The organism is Streptomyces sp. NPDC007983 (assembly GCF_042958345.1).
Taxonomy (GTDB): Bacteria; Actinomycetota; Actinomycetes; order Streptomycetales; family Streptomycetaceae; genus Streptomyces.
The window spans coordinates 80,014-104,412 of the sequence record NZ_JBIBJI010000010.1 but is presented as its reverse complement, the minus strand read 5'-3'; the positions used below and the strand labels follow the sequence as shown (position 1 = coordinate 104,412).

The 24,399-nt window shown below is 73.2% G+C and carries 1 protein-coding gene; it reads left to right on the top strand.

The window, feature by feature from the left end; genetic code table 11:
* Nucleotides 1-49: 49 nt before the first annotated feature.
* Nucleotides 50-24,385 (top strand): type I polyketide synthase, encoded by a 24,336-nt coding sequence (locus ACFZCY_RS28590; protein WP_391179337.1) that lies wholly within the window; start codon nucleotides 50-52, stop codon nucleotides 24,383-24,385.
* Nucleotides 24,386-24,399: the final 14 nt, after the last annotated feature.

Sequence of the window (24,399 nt, the reverse complement as noted above, 5' to 3'; positions counted from 1 at the left end):
TTGGTTTATGTCTGCGAGGGTAATGGGGCGCGCGATGGTGAGTGAGTCCGTGGATTTCACGCACGAGCACACCGAAAAGCGGGGGAGCGGCCCCGACGGAGCCTCCAACGGCCCCGGCGGAGCGTCCCCGTGGCGGGCGCGGCTCTCCGAACTGCCCGAGGCCGAGCGCGCCGAGGCCCTCACCGAGTGGGTCGGCGAGGTCGTCGCCCAGGCCCTCAAGGACAAGGCGCCCGATGTCCTCGACCCCCAGCGCCCCTTCCTCGACCTGGGCTTCGACTCCCTCGCCACCGTCGACCTGCACGCCCGGCTGACCGCAGCCACCGGACTGCGCCTGCCCGTCACCCTCGCCTTCGACCACCCCACCCCCGCCGACCTCGCCCGCCACCTGCGGACCGAACTCCTCGGGGCGGACTCCGGGGACGACCTGCCTTCCGCCGAGACGGACCGCGGCCCCATAGCCGACGACGAGCCCATCGCCATCATCGGAATGAGCTGCCGATTTCCCGGCGCGATCGGCTCGCCCGAAGAGCTGTGGGATATCGTCGCAGGCGGAAAAGACGTCATCTCCGAATTCCCGGTGAGCCGGGGGTGGGATCTCGACGGTCTTTACGACCCCGACCCGGACAAGGCGGGCAGCAGCTATGCCCGCGAGGGCGGATTCCTGCACGACGCCGATGAGTTCGATCCGGCGTTCTTCGGAATTTCACCGCGCGAGGCCCTGGCGATGGATCCGCAGCAGCGGCTGCTGCTGGAGACCTCCTGGGAGGCGTTCGAGCGGGCGGGCATCGACCCCGCGGCCCTGCGCGGCGGCCGGGCCGGGGTGTTCGTCGGCGCCGAGCAGCAGGACTACGGCCCCCGGCTGCACGAGGCCGAACAGGGCTTCGAGGGCTACCTCGTCACCGGCAACGCCGCGAGCGTCGCCTCCGGCCGCATCGCCTACACCTTCGGCTTCGAAGGCCCCACCGTCACCGTCGACACCGCGTGTTCCGGCTCGCTGGTGGCGCTCCACCTCGCCGTCCAGGCCCTCCGCGGCGGGGAATGCCCGCTCGCCCTCGCGGGCGGCGTCGCCGTCATGGCCAACCCCGGCTCGTTCATCGCCTTCAGCCGCCAGCGCGGCCTGGCCCCCGACGGCCGCTGCAAGCCGTTCGCCGCCGCCGCCGACGGCACCGCCTGGGGCGAGGGCGTCGGCATGCTGCTCGTGGAGCGGCTGTCCGACGCGCGGCGCAACGGCCACCGCGTCCTCGCCGTCGTCCGCTCCACCGCCATCAACCAGGACGGCGCCAGCAACGGTCTCACCGCCCCCAGCGGCCCCGCCCAGCAGCGCGTCATCCGCCAGGCCCTCGCGGGCGCCGGACTCTCGCCCGCCGACGTGGACGCCGTGGAGGCGCACGGTACGGGCACCACGCTGGGCGACCCCATCGAGGCGCAGGCGCTGCTCGCCACCTACGGGCAGGAGCGGCCGGAGGGCCGGCCGCTGTGGCTCGGCTCGCTCAAGTCGAACATCGGCCACACCCAGTCCGCGGCCGGTGTCGGCGGCGTCATCAAGATGGTCATGGCGATGCGCCACGGCGAACTGCCGCGCAGCCTGCACATCGACCAGCCCACCCCGCACGTCGACTGGGCCACGGGCGACATCGAACTCCTCACGCAGGCGCGGGAATGGCCGGAGACCGGCCGCCCGCGCCGCGCGGGCGTGTCGTCGTTCGGCATGAGCGGCACCAACGCCCACGCCATCATCGAGCAGCCGCCCGCCGCCGACGAGGACGCCGAGGAGACGGCCGGGGACCCGGCCCCCGCCGTACTGCCCTGGATCCTGTCGGCCAAGACCACCGACGCCCTCCGCGCCCAGGCCGAACGGCTGCTGCACCACCTGGAGGCCCACCCTGGCCTCGCCCTCACCGACATCGGCCACTCCCTGGCCACCACCCGCGCCGCCTTCGAACAGCGCGCCGTGCTCCTCGCCGACGGCCGCGACGGCGCCCTCACCGCGCTGCGCACCCTCGCCCAGGGCGGCGACACCCCGTCCGTCGTCCAGGGCGCCCCCGCCGCCGGAAAGCTCGCCCTGCTGTTCACCGGCCAGGGCAGCCAGCGCCTCGGCATGGGCCGCGAGCTGTACGCCACGTACCCCGTCTTCGCCGAAGCCCTCGACGACGCCTGCTGGTACCTCGAGGAGCAGCTGGAACACCCGCTCCTCGACGTACTCTTCGCCGAGGAGGGCTCGCCCGAGGCGGCCCTGCTCGACCGCACCGACTACACCCAGCCCGCCCTGTTCGCCGTCGAGGTCGCCCTCTACCGCCTCGTCGAATCCTGGGGACTGCGCCCCGACCTGCTCGCCGGACACTCGATCGGCGAGATCGCCGCAGCCCATGTGGCAGGGGTGCTCTCCCTGGAGGACGCCGCCGCGCTCGTGGCGGCGCGTGGGCGGCTCATGCAGGAGCTTCCGGCCGGTGGCGCGATGGTCGCGGTGCAGGCGTCCGAGGACGAGGTACTGCCGCTGCTCACCGAGCGGGTGAGCATCGCCGCCGTGAACGGGCCCACGTCGGTGGTGATCTCGGGTGACGAGGACGCCGCTGTCGAGATCGCGGCTGGCTTCGAGGCGCGGGGCCGCAAGACCAAGCGGCTCACGGTCAGCCACGCCTTCCACTCCCCGCTCATGGACGGCATGCTCGGCGAGTTCCGGCGCGTCGCCCAGGTGCTGGAGTACGCGCCGCCGCGCATCCCCGTCGTCTCCACCGTCACCGGGCGGCCCGCCACCGCCGACGAACTGTGCTCGCCCGAGTACTGGGTACGCCACGTCCGCGACGCGGTGCGCTTCCTCGACGGCGTCCACACCCTGGCCGACAAGGGCGCCACCACCTTCCTGGAACTCGGCCCCGACGCCGTGCTCACCGCCATGGCGCAGGACTGCCTGACGGACGCCGAGGGCGTTCGGTACGCGCCCGTGCTGCGCGCCTCCCGCCCGGAGGGCGAAACCCTCACGGCGGCCGTGGCGCTGGCGTACGTACGCGGCAAGAAGACCGACTGGGCCGCCCCGTACGCCGGTACCGGAGCCCGCGTCGTCGACCTGCCCACGTACGCCTTCCAGCGCCAGAGCTACTGGCTCGACGCCCCCGCCGCCACCGTGGCTCCCGCTGGTTCGGGTGATGCGGCTGATGGGCGGTTCTGGGATGTGGTGGAGCGTGGGGATGTGGCTGCGCTGGCTGCGGAGTTGGAGGTGGATCCGGGGCTGTCGTTGGGTGAGGTGTTGCCTGCGTTGTCGTCGTGGCGGCGGCAGGAGTCTGTGCGTTCGGTAGTGGCTGGTTGGCGTTATGGGGTGTCGTGGCGGCCGGTGGGGGATCGGTCGGCTGGGGTGTCGGGTGGTTGTTGGGTTGTGGTGGTTCCGGCTGGTGGGGCTGGGGGGGTGTGGTCCGCGGGTGTGGTGCGGATGCTGGCTGAGCGTGGCGTGGATGTGCGTCAGGTCGAGCTGAGTGCGGGGGATGGCCGGGCGGCGATGGCTGAGCGGCTGCGGGCGGTCGTTGGCGATGTGGCGGTGACGGGTGTGGTGTCGCTGTTGGCCCTTGGGGGCGGCGATGGCTTGCTGGGTACGGCTGTGTTGACGCAGGCGTTGGGTGATGCGGGTGTGGGTGCGCGGTTGTGGGTGGGGACGCGTGGTGGGGTGTCGGTGGGGCGTTCGGATGGGGTGGTGGTTCCGGGTCAGGCGTTGGTGTGGGGTCTGGGTCGGGTGGCGGCGTTGGAGTTGCCGGAGCGGTGGGGTGGGTTGGTTGATCTGCCGGAGTCGGTGGATGAGCGTGTGTTGGGGCGGTTGGCGGGGGTGCTGGCCGGGGCTGGTGGTGAGGATCAGGTCGCGGTGCGTGGGTCGGGGGTCTTCGGGCGTCGGCTCGTGCGGTCGTCGGCCCCGGCGTCGTCCGGTCGCTCCTGGCGGCCGGGTGCGGGTTCGGTGCTGGTGACCGGTGGTACGGGTGTGTTGGGTGCGCGGGTGGCGCGTTGGCTGGTGGCGAGCGGTGCGGAGCATGTGGTGCTGACCAGTCGTCGTGGTCTGGATGCTCCGGGTGCGGTGGAGCTGCGGGATGAGTTGTCGGTGTCGGGTGCGCGGGTGACGGTCGCCGCTTGTGATGTGGCTGATCGGGAGGCGTTGGCGGAGTTGCTGGCGTCGGTGCCGGACGTGACCGGTGTTATCCACACGGCCGGTGTCCTGGACGACGGCGTACTGGACTCGCTCACCCCCGAGCGGTTCGCCTCGGTGCTCCGCGCGAAGGTCGACGCCGCGCACCATCTGGACGAGCTGACGCGTGACCTGGACCTTTCCGCGTTCGTCCTCTTCTCCTCGATCGCCGGATCGGTGGGCGCGGCAGGTCAGGGCAACTACGCGGCGGCCAATGCCTTCCTGGACGCGCTGGCCGAGCAGCGCCGCGCCGAGGGCTTGCCCGCTACGTCGATCGCGTGGGGCCCGTGGGCCGATGGTGGCATGGCGGCCGACGAGGCGCTGGAGCGGCGTATGCGTCGTGAGGGCATGCCGCCGATGGCGCCCGAGCTGGCGCTGACCGCGCTTCAGCAGGCGCTCGACCACGACGACACGGCCGTGACCGTCGCGGACATCGACTGGGACCGCTTCGTCGGCACCCTCACCGCCGTACGGCCGAGCCCACTGATCGCCGACCTGTTGGAGACCGCCGCGCCGCAGTCCGCGACCGGCCCGGACACCGGGCGTGTGATCACCGATGCCGACGCCGCCTCTCCCTTGGGGGAGCGGCTCAAGGGGCTTCCACGGGCCGAGCAGGACCGCGCGCTGCTGGAGCTGGTGCGTACGCACGTCGCGGCCGTGCTGGGGCATGGCGGGGTCGAGGCGGTCGAGTCGGGGCGCGCGTTCAAGGAGCTGGGTTTCGACTCGCTCGCCGCCGTAGAGCTGCGCAACCGGCTCGGCGCCGCGACCGATCTGCGGCTGCCCGCCACGCTCATCTACGACTACCCGTCGTCGGCCGCCCTGGCCGAGTATCTGCACACGGAGCTGATCGGCGCCCAGCCCGCCACCGTCCAGGGTGGCGATGTCGCTGCGGCCGTCGAGGATGATCCAATCGCGATCGTGGCGATGAGCTGCCGTTTCCCGGGTGGGGTGCGGACGCCGGAGGAGCTGTGGCAGCTGCTCACGGCGGGTGGGGATGCGATCGCGGAGTTCCCGGCGGACCGTGGCTGGGACCTGGCGGGGCTGTACGACCCGGATCCGGACCGTCAGGGCACCTCGTACACGCGCGAGGGTGGCTTCCTCTACGACGTCGCGGACTTCGACCCGGCGTTCTTCGGTATTTCGCCGCGTGAGGCGCTGGCGATGGATCCGCAGCAGCGGTTGCTGCTGGAGACGTCATGGGAGGCGTTCGAGCGGGCGGGCATCGACCCGGCGGCCCTGCGCGGCAGCCGCACCGGTGTCTTCGCGGGAACCAACGGCCAGGACTACGCCGGGCTCGTTTCCACCCCGCCCGAGGGGCTTGAGGGCCACCTGGGCACGGGCAACGCGGCGAGCGTGGTGTCCGGGCGGATCTCGTACACCTTCGGGCTCGAGGGCCCGGCGGTCACGGTCGACACGGCGTGCTCGTCGTCGCTGGTCGCCCTGCACATGGCCGTGCAGGCGCTGCGGAGCGGTGAGTGCTCGATGGCGCTGGCGGGCGGCGTCACGGTGATGTCCACGCCGGAGGCGTTCGTCGACTTCAGCCGTCAGCGTGGGCTGGCGGCGGATGGCCGTATCAAGGCGTTCGCGGCCGGTGCGGATGGCACCGGTTGGGGTGAGGGCGTCGGCATGCTGCTGGTGGAGCGGCTGTCGGACGCGCGCCGCAACGGCCACCCGGTGCTGGCGGTGGTGCGGGGCTCTGCGATCAACCAGGACGGCGCGTCGAATGGTCTGACGGCGCCCAATGGCCCGTCGCAGCAGCGGGTGATCCGCCAGGCGCTGACCAGCGCCGGGCTGTCCGCGGCCGAGGTGGACGTCGTTGAGGCGCACGGTACGGGGACGACGCTGGGTGACCCGATCGAGGCGCAGGCGCTGCTGGCCACGTACGGGCAGGAGCGTGACGCGGACCGGCCGCTGTGGCTGGGGTCCATCAAGTCCAACATCGGTCACACGCAGGCGGCTGCTGGCGTCGCCGGTGTGATGAAGATGGTGCTGGCCATGCGTCATGGCGTGCTGCCGCAGACGCTGCATGTGGATGCGCCGTCGCCGCATGTGGACTGGTCGGCGGGCGCGGTCGCGCTGCTGAGCGAGACGCGGGAGTGGCCGGAGACGGGCCGTCCGCGCCGCGCGGGTGTGTCGTCGTTCGGTCTCAGTGGCACCAACGCGCACACCATCATCGAAGAGGCCCCCGCGATTGAGGCCGAGGCGATCGAGGCCCCGGCCGGGGCGCCCGCGCCGCGTGCCCCGGAGCCGCTTCCGTGGCTGCTGTCGGCGAAGGACGCGCAGGCGCTGCGCGCCCAGGCCGCACAGCTGGCCGCCCACCTCCGGGCCCGTCCCGAGCTGAGCGCGGCCGACCTCGCCTTCTCGCTCGCCACCAGCCGCACGGCGCTGGAGCAGCGCGCGGCGCTCGTCACCGCCGACCGCGAGGAATTCCTCGCGGGCCTGGACGCGATGGCTCGCGGCGAGTCCGCGCCGGGCCTGGTCGAGGGCTTGGCGGCCGAGGGCAAGGTGGCGTTCCTGTTCACGGGGCAGGGGAGCCAGCGGCCGGGTATGGGGCGTGAGCTGTATGACGCCTATCCGGTGTTCGCGGATGCGTTGGATGAGGTGTGTGCGCATCTGGATCTGCACCTTGAGCGGCCGCTGCGGGATGTGCTGTTCGGGGATGACGCCTCGGTGCTGGATCAGACGGGGTTCACTCAGCCTGCGTTGTTCGCGGTTGAGGTGGCGTTGTTCCGGCTGGTCGAGGCGTGGGGTGTGCGACCCGACTTCCTGTCGGGGCATTCGATCGGTGAGCTGGCCGCTGCGCATGTGGCCGGTGTGCTGTCGCTCGCGGACGCGGCGAAGTTGGTGGCGGCGCGTGGGCGGTTGATGCAGGAGCTTCCGGCCGGTGGCGCGATGATCGCGGTGCAGGCATCGGAGGACGAGGTGGCGCCGCTGCTCACCGACCGGGTGAGCATTGCCGCGCTGAATGGCCCGTCGTCGGTGGTCATCGCGGGCGATGAGGACGCTGCTGTCGAGATTGCGGCTTCGTTCGAGGCGCAGGGTCGTAAGACCAAGCGGCTCACTGTCAGCCATGCGTTCCACTCGCCTCGCATGGACGGGATGCTGGAGGCGTTCCGCGCGGTCGCCGAGGGGCTGACGTACGAGACCCCGACGATCCCCATCGTGTCGAACCTGACCGGTGCCGTCGTCTCCGCCGAGGAGATCACGACCGCCGACTTCTGGGTGCGTCATGTCCGCGAGGCCGTGCGTTTCCTCGATGGTGTGCGGGTGCTGGAGGCCCAGGGCGTCAGCACGTACGTCGAGCTGGGCCCGGACGGTGTGCTCACCGCCATGGCACAGGACTGTCTTCTCGACAGCGACGCCGCCCTGTGCACCCCCGCGCTGCGCAAGGGGCGTGCCGAGTGCGAGTCCGTGACCACCACCCTCGCCCGACTGCATGTCGGGGGCGTGGTGCCGGACTGGGCGGCGTACTTCGCGGGCGCCGGTGTCCGCAGGGTCGAGTTGCCGACGTATGCCTTCCAGCGCGAGCGGTTCTGGCTGGAGGAGGTACCGGCCGCCCCCGCCACTTCGGGGGCCGTTGATGGGCGGTTCTGGGATGTGGTGGAGCGTGGGGATGTGGCTGCGCTGGCTGCGGAGTTGGAGGTGGATCCGGGGCTGTCGTTGGGTGAGGTGTTGCCTGCGTTGTCGTCGTGGCGGCGGCAGGAGTCTGTGCGTTCGGTGGTGGCTGGTTGGCGTTATGGGGTGTCGTGGCGGCCGGTGGGGGATCGGTCGGCTGGGGTGTCGGGTGGTTGTTGGGTTGTGGTGGTTCCGGCTGGTGGGGCTGGGGGTGTGTGGTCCGCGGGTGTGGTGCGGATGCTGGCTGAGCGTGGCGTGGATGTGCGTCAGGTCGAGCTGGGCGTGGGGTATGGCCGGGCGGCGATGGCTGAGCGGCTGCGGGCGGCGGTTGTGGGTGCTTCGGTCGCGGGTGTGTTCTCGCTGCTGGCGGTCGAGGGTGACGCGGGTCTGCTGGGTACGGCTGTGTTGACGCAGGCGTTGGGTGATGCGGGTGTGGGTGCGCGGTTGTGGGTGGGGACGCGTGGTGGGGTGTCGGTGGGGCCTTCGGATGGGGTGGTGGTTCCGGGTCAGGCGTTGGTGTGGGGTCTGGGTCGGGTGGCGGCGTTGGAGTTGCCGGAGCGGTGGGGTGGGTTGGTTGATCTGCCGGAATCGGTGGATGAGCGTGCGTTGGCGCGGTTGGCGGGGGTGCTGGCCGGCGGTGGCGGTGAGGATCAGGTCGCGGTGCGGGCGTCGGGTGTCTACGGGCGTCGGCTCGTACGGGCCTCCGCGCCCGCGTCGTCCGGTCGCTCCTGGCGGCCGGGTGCGGGTTCGGTGCTGGTGACCGGTGGTACGGGTGTGTTGGGTGCGCGGGTGGCGCGTTGGCTGGTGGCGAATGGCGCCGAGCATGTGGTGCTGACCAGTCGTCGTGGTCTGGATGCTCCGGGTGCGGTGGAGCTGCGGGATGAGTTGTCGGTGTCGGGTGCGCGGGTGACGGTCGCCGCTTGTGATGTGGCTGATCGGGAGGCGCTGGCGGAGTTGCTGGCGTCGGTGCCGGACGTGACCGGTGTTATCCACACGGCCGGTGTCCTGGACGACGGTCTTGTGGACGGGCTGGACGCCGAGCGCATGGAGCGCGTGCTGCGCGCCAAGGCCGCGTCCGCGCAGAACCTCCACGAGCTGACCCGCGACCTGGACCTCTCGGCATTCGTCCTCTTCTCCTCCCTCGCCGGATCGGTCGGCGCGGCAGGTCAGGGCAACTACGCGGCGGCCAATGCCTTCCTGGACGCGCTCGCCGAGCAGCGCCGCGCCGAGGGGCTGCCCGCTACGTCGATCGCCTGGGGTCCATGGGCCGATGGTGGCATGGCGGCCGACGAGGCGACGGAGCGGCGTATGCGTCGCGACGGAGTGCCGCCGATGGCGCCCGAGCTGGCGCTCACCGCGCTTCAGCAGGCGCTCGACCACGACGACACGGCCGTGACCGTCGCGGACATCGACTGGGACCGTTTCCTCGCGGAGTTCACCGCCGTACGGCCCAGCGCGCTGTTCGGTGAGCTGTCCGAGGCGCGGCCCGCCCCGGGTGCCGCCGATGCCACATCGCGCCCGGCGTCGGCAGGCACCGGCACGCTGGCGGAGCGGCTGTCCGCCCTGACGGGAGCCGAGCGCGCCCAGACGGTGCTGGAGCTGGTCCGTACGCAGGTCGCGGCGGTGCTGGGGCACGGCGGGGCCGAGGCGGTCGAGGCAGGACGCGCCTTCAAGGAGCTGGGTTTCGACTCGCTCACCGCCGTCGAACTCCGCAACCGGCTGAATGTGGCGACAGGTCTGCGGCTGCCCGCCACGCTCATCTACGACTACCCGAACGCCACCGCCCTGGCCGATCACCTGCGGACGGAACTGCTGGGCGCCGACGCGACGGCGACCGGCGGCACCGCCACGCCGCAGCTCGCGGTGGCCGACGATCCGATCGCGATCGTGGCGATGAGCTGCCGTTTCCCGGGTGGGGTGCGGACGCCGGAGGAGCTCTGGCAGCTGCTCACGGCGGGTGGGGATGCGATCGCGGAGTTCCCGGCGGACCGTGGCTGGGACCTGGCGGGGCTGTACGACCCGGATCCGGACCGTCAGGGCACCTCGTACACGCGCGAGGGTGGCTTCCTCTACGACGTCGCGGACTTCGACCCGGCGTTCTTCGGTATTTCGCCGCGTGAGGCGCTGGCGATGGATCCGCAGCAGCGGTTGCTGCTGGAGACGTCGTGGGAGGCGTTCGAGCGGGCGGGCATCGACCCGACCGCGCTGCGCGGTCAGCAGGTCGGTGTCTTCGCCGGTACCAACGGCCAGGACTATCTGTCGCTGCTGATGGCGGCGCCCGAGGGGCTTGAGGGCCACGTGGGCACGGGCAACGCGGCGAGCGTGGTGTCCGGGCGGATCTCGTACACCTTCGGGCTCGAAGGGCCCGCCGTCACGGTCGACACGGCGTGCTCGTCGTCGCTGGTGGCGTTGCATCTGGCGGCGCAGGCGCTGCGTCAGGGCGAATGCTCGATGGCGCTGGCGGGCGGCGTCACGGTGATGTCCACCCCGGAGAACTTCATCGACTTCAGCCGTCAGCGTGGGCTGGCCGCTGACGGGCGTATCAAGGCGTTCGCGGCCGGTGCGGATGGCACCGGTTGGGGTGAGGGCGTGGGCATGCTGCTGGTGGAGCGGCTGTCGGACGCGCGCCGCAACGGCCACCCCGTCCTCGCCACCGTGCGCGGCTCGGCCGTCAACCAGGACGGTGCGTCGAATGGTCTGACGGCGCCCAACGGCCCGTCGCAGCAGCGGGTCATCCGCCAGGCGCTGACCAGCGCCGGGCTGTCCGCGGCCGAGGTGGACGTCGTTGAGGCGCACGGTACGGGGACGACGCTGGGTGACCCGATCGAGGCGCAGGCGCTGCTGGCCACGTACGGGCAGGAGCGTGACGCGGACCGGCCGCTGTGGCTGGGGTCCATCAAGTCCAACATCGGTCACACGCAGGCCGCGGCCGGTGTCGCGGGCGTGATGAAGATGGTGCTGGCCATGCGTCATGGCGTGCTGCCGCAGACGCTGCATGTCGATGAGCCGTCGCCGCATGTGGACTGGTCGGCGGGCGCGGTCGCGCTGCTGAGCGAGACGCGGGAGTGGCCGGAGACGGGCCGTCCGCGCCGCGCGGGTGTGTCGTCGTTCGGCATCAGTGGCACCAACGCGCACACCATCATCGAGCAGGCCCCGGCGGTTGAGCCTACTGCCACGCCGGATAACGCGCTCGGCGGTGTGGTGTCGGTTCCGCTGTCGGCCAAGAGCGCTGAAGCGCTGCGGGAGCAGGCCGCGCGGCTGCGCACCTACGTCGACGCGCGCCCCGACGCGGCGCCGCTCGCCGTCGCCCACGCCCTGGCCGTCGGTCGCGCCGCCCTGGAGCGGCGTGCGGTGCTGACCGTCAGCGACCGCGATGAGCTGCTGCGGACGCTGGATGCTCTGGCGCACGGCGAGAGTGCGCCGGGCCTGGTCGAGGCTTCGGCGGCCGAGGGCAAGGTGGCGTTCCTGTTCACGGGGCAGGGCAGCCAGCGGCTCGGGATGGGGCGTGAGCTGTACGACGCCTATCCGGTGTTCGCCGATGCGCTGGATGAGGTGTGTGCGCATCTGGATCTGTACCTTGAGCGGCCGCTGCGGGATGTGCTGTTCGGGGATGACGCCTCGGTGCTGGATCAGACGGCGTTTACTCAGCCTGCGTTGTTCGCGGTTGAGGTGGCCTTGTTCCGGCTGGTCGAGGCGTGGGGTGCGCGACCCGACTTCCTGTCGGGGCATTCGATCGGTGAACTGGCCGCTGCGCATGTGGCCGGTGTGCTGTCGCTCGCGGACGCTGCGAAGTTGGTGGCGGCGCGTGGGCGGTTGATGCAGGAGCTTCCGGCCGGTGGCGCGATGATCGCGGTGCAGGCATCGGAGGAGGAGGTGCTGCCGCTGCTCACCGAGCGCGTGAGCATCGCGGCCCTCAACGGGCCGACCTCGGTTGTCATCGCGGGTGATGAGGATGCGGCTCTGGAGATCGCGGCGGGCTTTGAGGCGCAGGGTCGTAAGACCAAGCGGCTCACTGTCAGCCATGCGTTCCACTCGCCTCGCATGGACGGGATGCTGGAGGCGTTCCGCGCGGTCGCCGAGGGGCTGACGTACGAGACCCCGACGATCCCCATCGTGTCGAACCTGACCGGTGCCGTCGTCTCCGCCGAGGAGATCGCGACCGCCGACTTCTGGGTGCGCCACGTCCGTGAGGCCGTCCGCTTCCTCGACGGGGTGCGCACCCTCGAAGCCCAGAGCGTCACGACGTACGTCGAGCTGGGCCCCGACGGCGTGCTCACGGCCATGGCCCAGGAGTGCGTGACCGGCGATGACGCCGCGTTCGTCTCGGCGCTGCGCAAGGACCGCCCCGAGGCCGAGGCGCTGACCACCGCCGCCGCCCGCGCGTACGTCCGTGGCGTGCCGCTGGCCTGGGACGCCGTCCTCGGCAGAACGGGCGCGGCCCGCATCGAGCCCGCCGAGCTGCCGACGTACCCCTTCCAGCGTCAGCGCTACTGGCCCAGCGCCGCGGCCCTGGCGGCGGGCGATCCCGAGTCCATCGGGCTGGGGGACATCGACCATCCGCTGCTGGGTGCCGCCGTGGCGCTCGCGGATGCCGACGGCCTGCTGCTCACCGGCGTACTGTCCACGCGCACCCACCCCTGGCTGGCCGACCACGCCGTCATGGGCACCGTGCTGCTGCCCGGCACGGCCTTCGTGGAGCTGGCGAGCGCCGCCGGTGCGCAGGTCGGTTGCGAGCGGCTGGACGAACTGACCCTGGAAGCCCCGCTCGTGCTGCCGGAGCACACCGGGGTGCGGGTGCAGCTCGTCGTGGACGGGCCGGACGAGTCGGGCGCCCGCGCCTTCAGCCTTCACTCCCGCAGGCAGGACGCGCTCGGCACCGAGCCGTGGACGCGCCACGCCACCGGTGTGCTGGCGGTCGGCACCCGGACCACCGCCCCCGACGAGCTGGCCGCGTGGCCGCCGCAGGGCGCCACGCCCATCGCGGTCGACGGGCTGTACGCGGACCTGGCCGGGGCGGGTCTCGGGTACGGGCCGGTGTTCCAGGGGCTCAAGGGCGCCTGGCGGCTCGGCGACGACCTGTACGCCGACGTCGCGCTCCCCGAGGACACCGCGCTCACGGCGGGCGCCGAAGCCGGGCGCTTCGGGCTGCATCCCGCGCTGCTCGACGCCGCGTTGCACGTCATCGGCCTCGACAGCCCCGACCGGGAGGCGGCGCCGGCCGAGGGCGCGCTGCTGCCGTTCGCGTGGAACGGCGTCCATCTGCACGCGGCCGGGGCCGATGTGCTCCGGGTGCGGGTGACCGAGCAGTCGCGGGACACCGTCTCGCTGCTGGTGGCCGACGGTACGGGGCGGCCGGTCGCCACGGTCGAGTCGGTGGCGCTGCGGGCCGCCTCCGCCGACCAGGTGCGCGCGGCATCGGGCGGGCTGCACGAATCGCTGTTCCGGCTGGACTGGACGGCGGTTCCGGCGCCCGCGACGGGCGCGGGCACGGTCACGGACACGGGCGACTGGGCGCTGCTCGGCGCCGACGACGTTGGGGCGTTCCCGGAGGACGCGTTCGGGGCCGGGGTGCGGTTCGCCGCGTACCGCGACCTGGCGGCGCTGCGTCAGGCCGTCGACGCGGGGGCGCCCGCGCCCGGCACCGTGCTCATCGGTGGTCATGGTGACGGCGCCGACGCGGCCGCCGTGCACACCGCCACCCAGGACATGCTGGCCCTGCTCCAGTCGTGGCTGGCCGACGAGCGGTTCACCGAGTCGCGGCTCGTGCTGCTGACGCGGGGCGCAGTGGAGACCGAGCCGGGGACGGGCGTCGCGCATCTGCCGCAGGCCGCCGCGCGCGGGCTGTTCCGCTCCGCGCAGTCGGAGAACCCGGCCCGCCTGGTGCTGCTCGACGTGGACGGCCGGGAGGACTCGTACCGTACGGTGCCTGCCGCGCTCGCCCTGGACGAGCCCGAGGTGGCGCTGCGCGGGGGAGTGGCGTACGCGCCACGGCTGTCCCGGACGCCGGTCGCCGACGGCGACGGCGCCGCCGGCCCGTCCTTCGACGGGCCCGGCACCGTGCTGCTCACCGGCGCCTCCGGAAACCTCGGTGGCCTCTTCGCCCGCCACCTCGTCGCCGCCCACGGCGTACGCCACCTGCTGCTGGTCAGCCGCCGTGGCGCCGACGCCGACGGCGCCGACGCGCTGACCGCCGACCTGACGGCGGCCGGTGCCACCGTGACCTGGGCGGCCTGCGACGTGGCCGACCGCGAAGCGCTCGCCGCGACACTGGCCGCGATCCCGGCCGAGCGTCCGCTGACCGCCGTCGTGCACACGGCGGGAGTCCTGGACGACGGGATCATCGGTTCGCTGACGCCCGAGCGCGTCGCGAACGTCCTGCGCCCCAAGGTGGACGCCGCACTCAACCTGCACGAGCTGACCGGTGGACACGACCTGTCGGCGTTCGTGCTGTTCTCCGGCGCCGCCGCCGTGTTCGGCGCGCCGGGACAGGCGAGCTACGCCGCCGCCAACTCCTACCTGGAGGCCCTTGCCCAGCACCGCGCCGCCCAGGGCCTTCCGGCCACCGCGCTGGCCTGGGGACTGTGGTCCGGCGCGGGCATGGGCAGCGAGCTGGACGACGTGGACCTGCGCCGTATTTCGCGCGGTGGCGTCGCCCCGATAGCCGCCGACGAGGGGCTTGCGCTCTTCGACGCGGCGCACGCGGACGGCACGGCTGCCGTGCTGTTCCCGATGCGGCTCGACTACGCCGGGCTGCGCACCGAGGCCACCGCGACCGGCACCGTACCGGCCCTGTTCCGCGGTCTGATGCGGGCCCCGGTGCGACGGGCCGCCACGTCGGCCGCCACCGCCGACGGTTCCACGCTCGTACGGCGCCTGGCCGGGCTCGCGCGGCCCGAACAGGACCGCGAGCTGCTGGAGCTGGTGTGCGGGCGGGTCGCCACGGTGCTCGGGCACGGCGGGGCCGATGCGATCGAGCCCGGGCGGGCGTTCAAGGAGCTGGGCTTCGACTCGCTCACCGCCGTCGAACTCCGCAACGACCTCAAGACCGTGACCGGACTGCGTCTCCCGGCCACGCTCGTCTTCGACTACCCGACCCCGACCGCCCTCGCCGGTTATCTGCGCGACGAACTGCTGGGCGCCGAGGAGTCCGTGGCACCCGCCGCCACCGGGGGCACGGGCGTGGCGCCCGCGGTGGATGACGATCCGATCGTCATCGTCGGCATGAGCTGCCGCTACCCGGGCGGTGTGAGCACCCCCGAGCAGCTGTGGGATCTCGTCGCCGCGGGTGGCGACGGCATCTCCGGCTTCCCCGTCGACCGCGGCTGGGACCTGGACGGCCTGTACCACCCGGACCCCGGCCACGCGGGAACCTCGTACACCCGCGAGGGCGGTTTCCTGCACGACGCCGCCGACTTCGACCCGGCGTTCTTCGGGATTTCGCCGCGTGAGGCGTTGGCGATGGATCCGCAGCAGCGGCTGCTGCTGGAGACGTCGTGGGAGGCGTTCGAGCGGGCGGGCATCGACCCGTCGACCGTGCGCGGCAGCCGGACCGGTGTGTTCGCGGGCGTCATGTACCACGACTACGTCACCGGCTTGGACGGCATCCCGGAGGGCGTCGAGGGCTACGTCGGCACCGGCAACGCGGGCAGCATCGCGTCGGGCCGGGTCGCCTACACCTTCGGGCTCGAGGGCCCGGCCGTCACCGTCGACACCGCGTGCTCGTCGTCGCTGGTGGCGCTGCACTGGGCGATCCAGGCGCTGCGCGCGGGGGAGTGCACGATGGCGCTCGCCGGCGGTGTGGCGATCATGGCCACTCCCGAGACGTTCGTGGACTTCAGCCGTCAGCGCGGGCTGGCCACCGACGGCCGCTGCAAGTCGTTCGCGGCGGGCGCGGACGGTACGGGCTGGGCCGAGGGCGCGGGCATGCTGCTCGTGGAGCGGCTGTCCGACGCGCGCCGCAACGGCCACCCCGTGATGGCGGTGGTGCGGGGTTCCGCCATCAACCAGGACGGCGCGTCGAACGGTCTGACGGCGCCGAACGGTCCGTCGCAGCAGCGCGTCATCCGGCAGGCGCTCAGCAGCGCCCGGCTCACCACCGCCGACGTCGACGTGGTGGAGGCGCACGGCACGGGGACGACGCTGGGCGACCCGATCGAGGCGCAGGCGCTGCTGGCCACGTACGGCCGCGAGCGGGACGCGGAGCGGCCGCTGTGGCTCGGGTCCATCAAGTCCAACATCGGGCACACGCAGGCCGCGGCCGGTGTCGCGGGCATCATCAAGATGGTGATGGCCATGCGGCACGGTGTGCTGCCGCAGACCCTCCACGTCGACGCGCCGTCCCCGAACGTCGACTGGGCGGAGGGCGCGGTCTCGCTGCTCACGGAGGCGCGGGAGTGGCCGGAGTCGGGTCGTCCGCGCCGGGCGGGTGTGTCGTCGTTCGGCATCAGCGGCACCAACGCGCACACCATCATCGAACAGCCCCCGGCGATCGAGGCGCCCGTATCGGACAGCCTCGACGGTGTGCTGCCGTGGCCGCTGTCGGCCATGGGCCAGGAGGCGCTGCGCGACCAGGCCCGCCGCCTGCGCGACCGGCTGAGCGTCGCCGACGACACGGACCTCGCCGACATCGGCTACACCCTGGCCACCGGACGTACCGCCTTCGAGGACCGCGCGGTGCTGGTGGCGCGCGACCGCGAGGGCTTCCTGCGCGGTCTGACGGCGCTGGCCGCCGGTGAACCGGCCCCGGGCGTGGTCCATGGCTCGCCGGTCGCCGGAAAGCTCGCCTTCCTGTTCACGGGGCAGGGGAGCCAGCGGCTGGGGATGGGGCGTGAGCTGTACGACGCCTATCCGGTGTTCGCTGAGGCGCTGGACGCGGTGTGCGACACGCTGGACCCGCACCTCGAAAAGCCCCTGAAGACGGTGCTGTTCGGCGGCGACGCCTCGGTGCTGGACCAGACTGGCTTCACTCAGCCCGCGCTGTTCGCGGTTGAGGTGGCGCTGTTCCGGCTGGTCGAGGCGTGGGGTCTGCGTCCCGATTTCCTCTCGGGGCATTCGATCGGTGAGCTGGCCGCCGCGCATGTGGCGGGTGTGCTGTCGCTGGCGGACGCGGCGAAGCTGGTGGCGGCGCGTGGGCGTCTGATGCAGGAGCTTCCGGCCGGTGGCGCGATGATCGCGGTGCAGGCGTCGGAGGACGAGGTGTTGCCGCTGCTCACCGAGCGAGTGAGCATCGCCGCCCTCAACGGGCCCACCTCCGTGGTCATCGCGGGTGACGAGGACGCGGCCCTGGAGATCGCCGCTGGTTTCGAGGCGCAGGGTCGTAAGACCAAGCGGCTCACCGTCAGCCATGCGTTCCACTCGCCCCGCATGGACGGCATGTTGGACGCGTTCCGTGAGATCGCGCAGGGGCTGACGTACGAGGCGCCTCGCATTCCGATCGTGTCGAACCTCACCGGTGAGCTGGTCTCCGCCGAGGAGATCACGACGCCTGACTTCTGGGTGCGCCACGTCCGCGAGACGGTCCGCTTCCTCGACGGCGTCCGGACCCTCGAAGCCCAGGGCGTCACCACGTACCTCGAACTCGGCCCCGACGGCGTGCTCTCCGGCATGGGGCAGGACTGCCTCACCGAGGGCGACACCGCCGCCTTCCTCTCCGCCCTGCGCGGCGGCCGCCCCGAGCCCGAGACGCTGACCGGCGCCCTCGCCGGGGTGCGGGTGCGCCAGAGCGCGCCCGACTGGGCGGCGTTCTACGCCGGGACCGGCGCGCGGCGCGTGGAGCTTCCGACGTACGCCTTCCAGCGCCGCCGCTACTGGCTGGACATCGCGACGCCCACCGCCACACCCCAGGACGCGGTGGACGCCCGCTTCTGGGAGGCCGTGGAGCGGGAAGACCTCGATTCGCTCGCCGCCACGCTCGACCTGGGTGGCGAGGACAACGGGGCGCTGGAGGCACTGCTGCCCGCGCTGTCGTCGTGGCGGCGGCAGCAGGCGGAGCGTTCGGCGGTGGACGGCTGGCGCTACCGGGTGTCGTGGAAGCCGGTGTCCGACCGTTCCACCGGCGCGCCGCTGAGCGGCCGTTGGCTGGTGGCCACACCGGCGGAGACGACCGGAGAGCCCGCCTGGACCACCGCTCTCGTACGGATGCTGAACGACCGCGGAGTGGACGTGACGCAGGTCGAGCTGACCGGCGACGCCGACCGCGCCGCAGTGGCCACACACCTCACCTCGGCGGTCGGCGACGACGCCGTGGCCGGTGTGGTGTCCCTGCTGGCCCTCGCCGAGGGCGACTGCCTCCTGCGGACGGCCGCGCTGACGCAGGCCCTGGGCGACGCGGGCATCGGCGCGCCGCTGTGGGTGGCCACGCGGGGCGCGGTGGCCGTGGGGCGTTCGGACGGGGCGGTCAGCCCGGACCAGGCGCAGCTGTGGGGGCTTGGCCTGGTGGCGGCGCTGGAGCTGCCCGAGCGCTGGGGCGGTCTGATCGACCTTCCCGGTACGCCCGATGAGCGCGCGGTGGCGCGGCTGGCGGAGGTGCTGGCCGGGGCCGGTGGCGAGGATCAGGTCGCGGTGCGTGCGTCGGGCGTGTTCGGGCGCCGTCTCGTACGGGCCTCGGCGCCCGCGTCGTCCGGTGGCTCCTGGCGGCCGGGTGCGGGGTCCGTCCTGGTCACCGGCGGTACGGGCGCCCTGGGGGCACGGGTGGCGCGCTGGCTGGTGGCGAACGGCGCCGAGCATGTGGTGCTCACCAGCCGCCGTGGCCCGGACGCCCCCGGCGCGGCCGAGCTGCGCGACGAACTCACCGCTTCCGGCGCCCGCGTGACGGTGGCCGCCTGCGACGCGGCCGACCGGGACGCGCTCGCGCGGCTGCTGGCCGGGCTTCCGGAGGAGCTGCCGCTGACCGGCGTCATCCACACGGCAGGCGTGCTGGATGACGGCGTACTCGACGCGCTCACTCCCGAGCGTTTCACGGCCGTGGTGCGCGCCAAGGTGGCGGCTGCGGCGCATCTGGACGAGCTGACGCGCGAGCTGGACCTGTCGGCGTTCGTGCTGTTCTCCTCGATCAGTGGCACGTTCGGCGCGGCGGGACAGGCCAACTACGCCGCCGCCAACGCCTACTTGGACGCGCTCGCCGAGCGGCGCCGTGCCGAGGGCCTGCCCGCCACGTCGATCGCCTGGGGCCCGTGGGCCGAGGGCGGCATGGCGGCGGACGACGCGCTGGAGCAGCGGCTGCGCCGTGGCGGGCTGCCGCCGATGGACGCCGAACGGGCGATGGCCGCCCTGCAGCGGACGCTGGACCTGGACGACGCGGCGGTGGCCGTCGCGGACATCGACTGGGCCCGGTTCGCGCCGGACTTCGCCGCCGTACGGCCGAGCCGCCTCATCGCGGACCTGGCCGACGTGGCGGAGGCGGCGGAGCAGCGACAGGACACCCCTGACGCCTCGTCGCTCGCCGCGCGGCTGGCCGGGCTGGGCGAGGCCGAGCGGGACCGGCTGCTGCTGGACCTGGTCCGTACGCAGGTGGCCGCGGTCCTCGGCCACGACGGCACCGAATCGGTCGGCGCCGACCGGGCCTTCGGGGAGCTGGGCTTCGACTCGCTCACGGCCGTCGAGCTGCGCAACCGGCTCGCTGCGGCGAGCGGCGTCAAGCTGCCCGCCACCCTGGTCTTCGACTACCCGACGGCCACCGCGCTGGCGGGCTGTCTGCGGGCCGAACTGGTGGACTCCGAGGCCGTCGCCACCACATCGGCACCGGACACTGTGACGGTCGCGGCCGACGACGACCCGATCGCGATCGTCGCGATGAGCTGCCGTTTCCCCGGCGGTGTCACCACCCCCGAGGAGCTTTGGCAGCTGCTGACGGCGGGCGGGGACGCGATCGCCGGGTTCCCGGCCGACCGGGGCTGGGACCTGGACGCGCTGTACGACCCGGACCCCGACAAGCGGGGCACCTTCTACGCCCGCGAGGGCGGCTTCCTGTACGACGCGGGCCGGTTCGACGCCGCGTTCTTCGGGATCTCGCCGCGTGAGGCGCTGGCCATGGACCCGCAGCAGCGGCTGCTGCTGGAAACCTCGTGGGAGGCGTTCGAGCGGGCGGGCATCGACCCGGCGACACTGCGCGGTACCTCGGCCGGTGTCTTCGTCGGATCCAACGGTCAGGACTACGACGCCTCCCTGCACACGGTCCCGGAGGGCGTCGAGGGCTACCTCGGCACGGGCAACGCGGCGAGCGTGGTGTCCGGCCGCCTCGCCTACACCTTCGGTCTGGAGGGCCCGGCGGTCACCGTCGACACGGCGTGCTCCTCCTCGCTGGTGGCGCTGCACTGGGCGATCCAGGCGCTGCGGCAGGGCGAGTGTTCGCTCGCGCTCGCGGGCGGTGTGACGGTGATGTCGAGCCCCGGCGCGTACATCGAGTTCAGCCGTCAGCGCGGGCTGGCCGCCGATGGCCGCTGCAAGGCGTTCGCGGCCGGTGCGGACGGCACCGGCTGGGGCGAGGGCGTCGGCATGCTGCTCGTCGAGCGGCTGTCGGACGCGCGCCGCAACGGCCACCCGGTGCTCGCCGTCGTCCGGGGTTCCGCGATCAACCAGGACGGTGCGAGCAACGGTCTGACGGCGCCCAACGGCCCCGCCCAGCAGCGGGTCATCCGGCAGGCGCTGGCCGGTGCGGGCCTGTCCGCCGCCGAGGTGGACGCCGTCGAGGCACATGGCACCGGCACCCGGCTCGGCGACCCGATCGAGGCGCAGGCGCTGCTCGCCACGTACGGGCAGGAGCGGGACCCGGACCGGCCGCTGTGGCTGGGTGCCATCAAGTCCAACATCGGGCACACGCAGGCCGCGGCCGGTGCCGCGGGCATCATCAAGATGGTGATGGCCATGCGGCACGGTGTGCTGCCGCGGACCCTCCACGTGGACGAGCCGTCGCCGCACGTCGACTGGTCGGCGGGCGCGGTGTCGCTGCTGACCGAGCAGACGCGGTGGCCGGAGACCGGCCGTCCGCGCCGCGCGGGCGTGTCCTCGTTCGGCTTCAGCGGCACCAACGCCCACACGGTGCTGGAGCAGGCCCCGGAGCACGACGAGGCGGCCGAAGGCGCACCGCGGCGTCCCGTCGTACGGCCGGACCAGCTCGCCTGGCCGCTGTCCGCCAAGAGCGGGGACGCCCTGCGCGACCAGGCCGAGCGGCTGCGCGGCCACGTCGCCGCCGACCCGGCGCTCGACGCCGTGGACGTGGCGTACTCCCTGGCCACCACCAGGTCCGCGCTCGAACACCGCGCGGTGGTCCTCGGCCCCGACCGGGACCGGCTGCTCGCGGGCCTCGCCGCCCTCGCGCGCGGCGAGTCGGCCGCGCAGCTGATCCAGGGTTCGCCCGCCGATGGCCGTACGGCCGTGCTCTTCACCGGGCAGGGCAGCCAGCGGCTCGGCATGGGACGTGAGCTGTACGAGGCCAGCCCGGTGTTCGCCGAGGCGCTGGACGCGGTCTGCGCCGAACTGGACCGGCACCTCGAACGGCCGCTGTACGACGTGCTGTTCGGCGCCGACAAGGAGCTGCTGGACCGGACGGCCTTCACCCAGTCCGCCCTGTTCGCGGTCGAGGTGGCGCTGTTCCGGCTGGCCGAGGCCGCCGGGCTGCGGCCCGACGTCCTCGCCGGGCACTCCATCGGCGAACTGGCCGCCGCCCATGTGGCGGGCGTGCTGTCGCTGGCGGATGCCGCCGAGTTGGTGGCGGCGCGTGGCCGTCTGATGCAGGAGCTTCCGGCCGGTGGCGCGATGGTCGCGGTGCAGGCGTCGGAGGACGAGGTGGCGCCGCTGCTCACCGAGGGTGTGAGCATCGCCGCTGTGAACGGCCCCACGTCGGTGGTTGTCGCGGGCGACGAGGACGCGGCGCTGGACATCGCGGCGTCGTTGGAGGAGCGGGGCCGTAAGACCAAGCGGCTCACCGTCAGCCACGCCTTCCACTCCCCGCACATGGACGGCATGCTCGCCGGTTTCCGCAAGGTCGCCGAGGGCCTCACCTACAGTGCTCCGCGCATCCCGGTCCTCTCGACCGTCACCGGGCAGCCGGTGACCGACGAGCTGGGCATGGGCTCCGACTACTGGGTGCGCCACGTACGCCACTCCGTCCGCTTCCTCGACGGCATCCGCGCCCTGGAGGCCCAGGGCGTCACCACGTACGTCGAACTCGGCCCGGACGGTGTGCTGTCCGCCATGGCGCAGGACTGCGTCACCGACGACGGCCCCGATGATGTGGCCTTCGTACCGGTGCTGCGCGGCGGGCGCCCCGAGACGGAAACCCTGGCCGGCGCCCTCGCCACCCTGCACGTCCGGGGCGTGGCGCTGGACTGGGAGGCGCTGTTCGCCGGGACCGGCGCGCACCGCGTCGACCTGCCCACGTACGCGTTCCAGCGGCGCCACTACTGGCTCGACGGCGCCGCGCGGAACACGCCCGGCACGACCACCGACGCGGCCGGTGCCCGCTTCTGGGACGCGGTCGAGAGCGACGACCTCGCCTCGCTGGCGGACACCCTGCGCCTCGATGTGGACCAGCCGCTGAGCGCGCTGCTCCCGGCCCTGTCCGCGTGGCGGCGCCGCGAGCGCGAGCAGTCCGCGATCGAGGGCTGGCGCTACCGCGTCACCTGGAAGCCGCTGGAGGAGCCGCGTCTCGCCGTGGCCCCCGGGGTGTGGCTGGTCGCCGAACCGGACGGCCACGCCGAAACCGTACGAACCCTGCTCGACGCGCTGGCCGAACGAGGCGCCGAGATCCGGCGGATCAGCATGGCCAACGGCGCGGACCTCGACCGGGACGCCCTCGCCGACCGCGTCCGCCGGGCCGCGGCCGGTGACCCCGTCCACGGCGTGCTGTCCCTGCTCGCCCTGGACGAGCACCCGCACCCCGAACACGGCGCCGCGCCCACCGGACTGCTGCGCACCGGCGTGCTGGTGCAGGCCCTCGGGGACGCGGGCGTGGACGCCCCGCTGTGGTGCGCCACGACCGGCGCGGTGTCCACCGCCGCCTCCGAGCCCCCGCGCAGCGCCGCACAGGCGCAGGTGTGGGGCCTGGGACGGGTGGTCGCCCTGGAGCACCCCGAGCGCTGGGGCGGCCTGGTCGACCTGCCCGCGACCCTCGACGGACGCACCGCCGACCGTCTGGCGGGCGTGCTCGGCGGCCACGGGAGCGACACCCACGAGGACCAGTTCGCGATCCGTACGGCCGGAGTGCTGGCCCGCAGGCTCGCCCACGCGGAGTCCGTCACCGGGGATGCCGAGCCGTGGCGGCCCCGCGGCACGGTGCTGGTCACCGGCGGCACCGGGGCGCTGGGCGCGCACGTCGCCCGCTGGCTGGCTTCGAGCGGAGCGGACCACCTCGTCCTGGCCGGACGCCGCGGACCGCAGTCCCCCGGCGCCGACCAGCTCACGGCCGAACTGGCCGCGCTGGGCGCCGAGGCGACCGTCGCCGCCTGCGATGTCACCGACCGGGAGGCGCTGGCCGGGCTGCTGGACCGCATCCGGGACGAACACCCCGGCCACCCGCTCACCGCCGTCGTGCACACGGCGGGCGCCGGGCAGTTCGCGCCGCTCGCGGACACCACACCGGCCGATGTCGCCGACGTGGTCGCCGCGAAGGTCGCGGGCGCCACCCACTTGGACGCGCTGCTCGGCGACACCGACCTCGACGCGTTCGTGCTCTTCTCCTCCATCGCCGGGGTGTGGGGCAGCGGTGGCCAGGGTGCGTACGCCGCCGCCAACGCCCACTTGGACGCGCTCGCCGAACAGCGCCGTGCCCGTGGCGCCGCCGCCACCTCCGTGGCCTGGGGACCGTGGGCGGACGGCGGGCTCGTCGCCGACGACGAGGCGGCCGAGCAGCTGCGCCGCCGCGGACTGCCGGTCATGGCCCCGCAGTCCGCCATCGCCGCCCTCCAGCAGGCGCTGGAGCGGGGTGAGACCACGATCGCCGTCGCCGACGTCGACTGGGACCGGTTCGCCCCCGCCTTCACCGCGGCCCGCCCGCGTCCGCTCATCGCCGACCTGCCCGAGGTCCGTAACGCCCTCGCGGGGCCGGATCCCGCTGAGGACGGCGCGGCCGGCGACCCGGCGGAGGCGCTGCGGGAGCGGCTGGCGGGGCTCACCGGGCCCGAGGCCGACCGCGTGCTGCTCGACCTCGTACGCACGGAGGTCGCCGCCGTCCTCGGACACGACGACACCACGGCCATCGAGGCGGGCCGGGCGTTCAAGGAGCTGGGCTTCGACTCCCTCACCGCCGTCGAACTCCGCAACCGGCTGGGCGCCGCGACCGGACTCCGGCTCACCGCCACCCTGGTCTTCGACCACCCCACGCCCAGCGTGCTCGCGGACCAGCTGCGCGCCGACCTCCTGGGCGAGGACACCACCCCGGAACTCCCGGCCCTCGCGGAAATCGACAAGCTGGAATTCACCCTCTCCCACGTTCCCGACGACAAGGCGGAACGCGAGCGGGTCACGGCGCGACTCGAAGCGCTGCTGCGGAAATGGCACGAGACCGAGAACGAGGCGGCCGCGGACGGTACCGACGACGATGACCTCGATATCGAATCCGCCTCGGCCGAAGACATCTTCGACCTCATCAACAATGAATTCGGAAGGTCCTGACGTGATGACCGCTC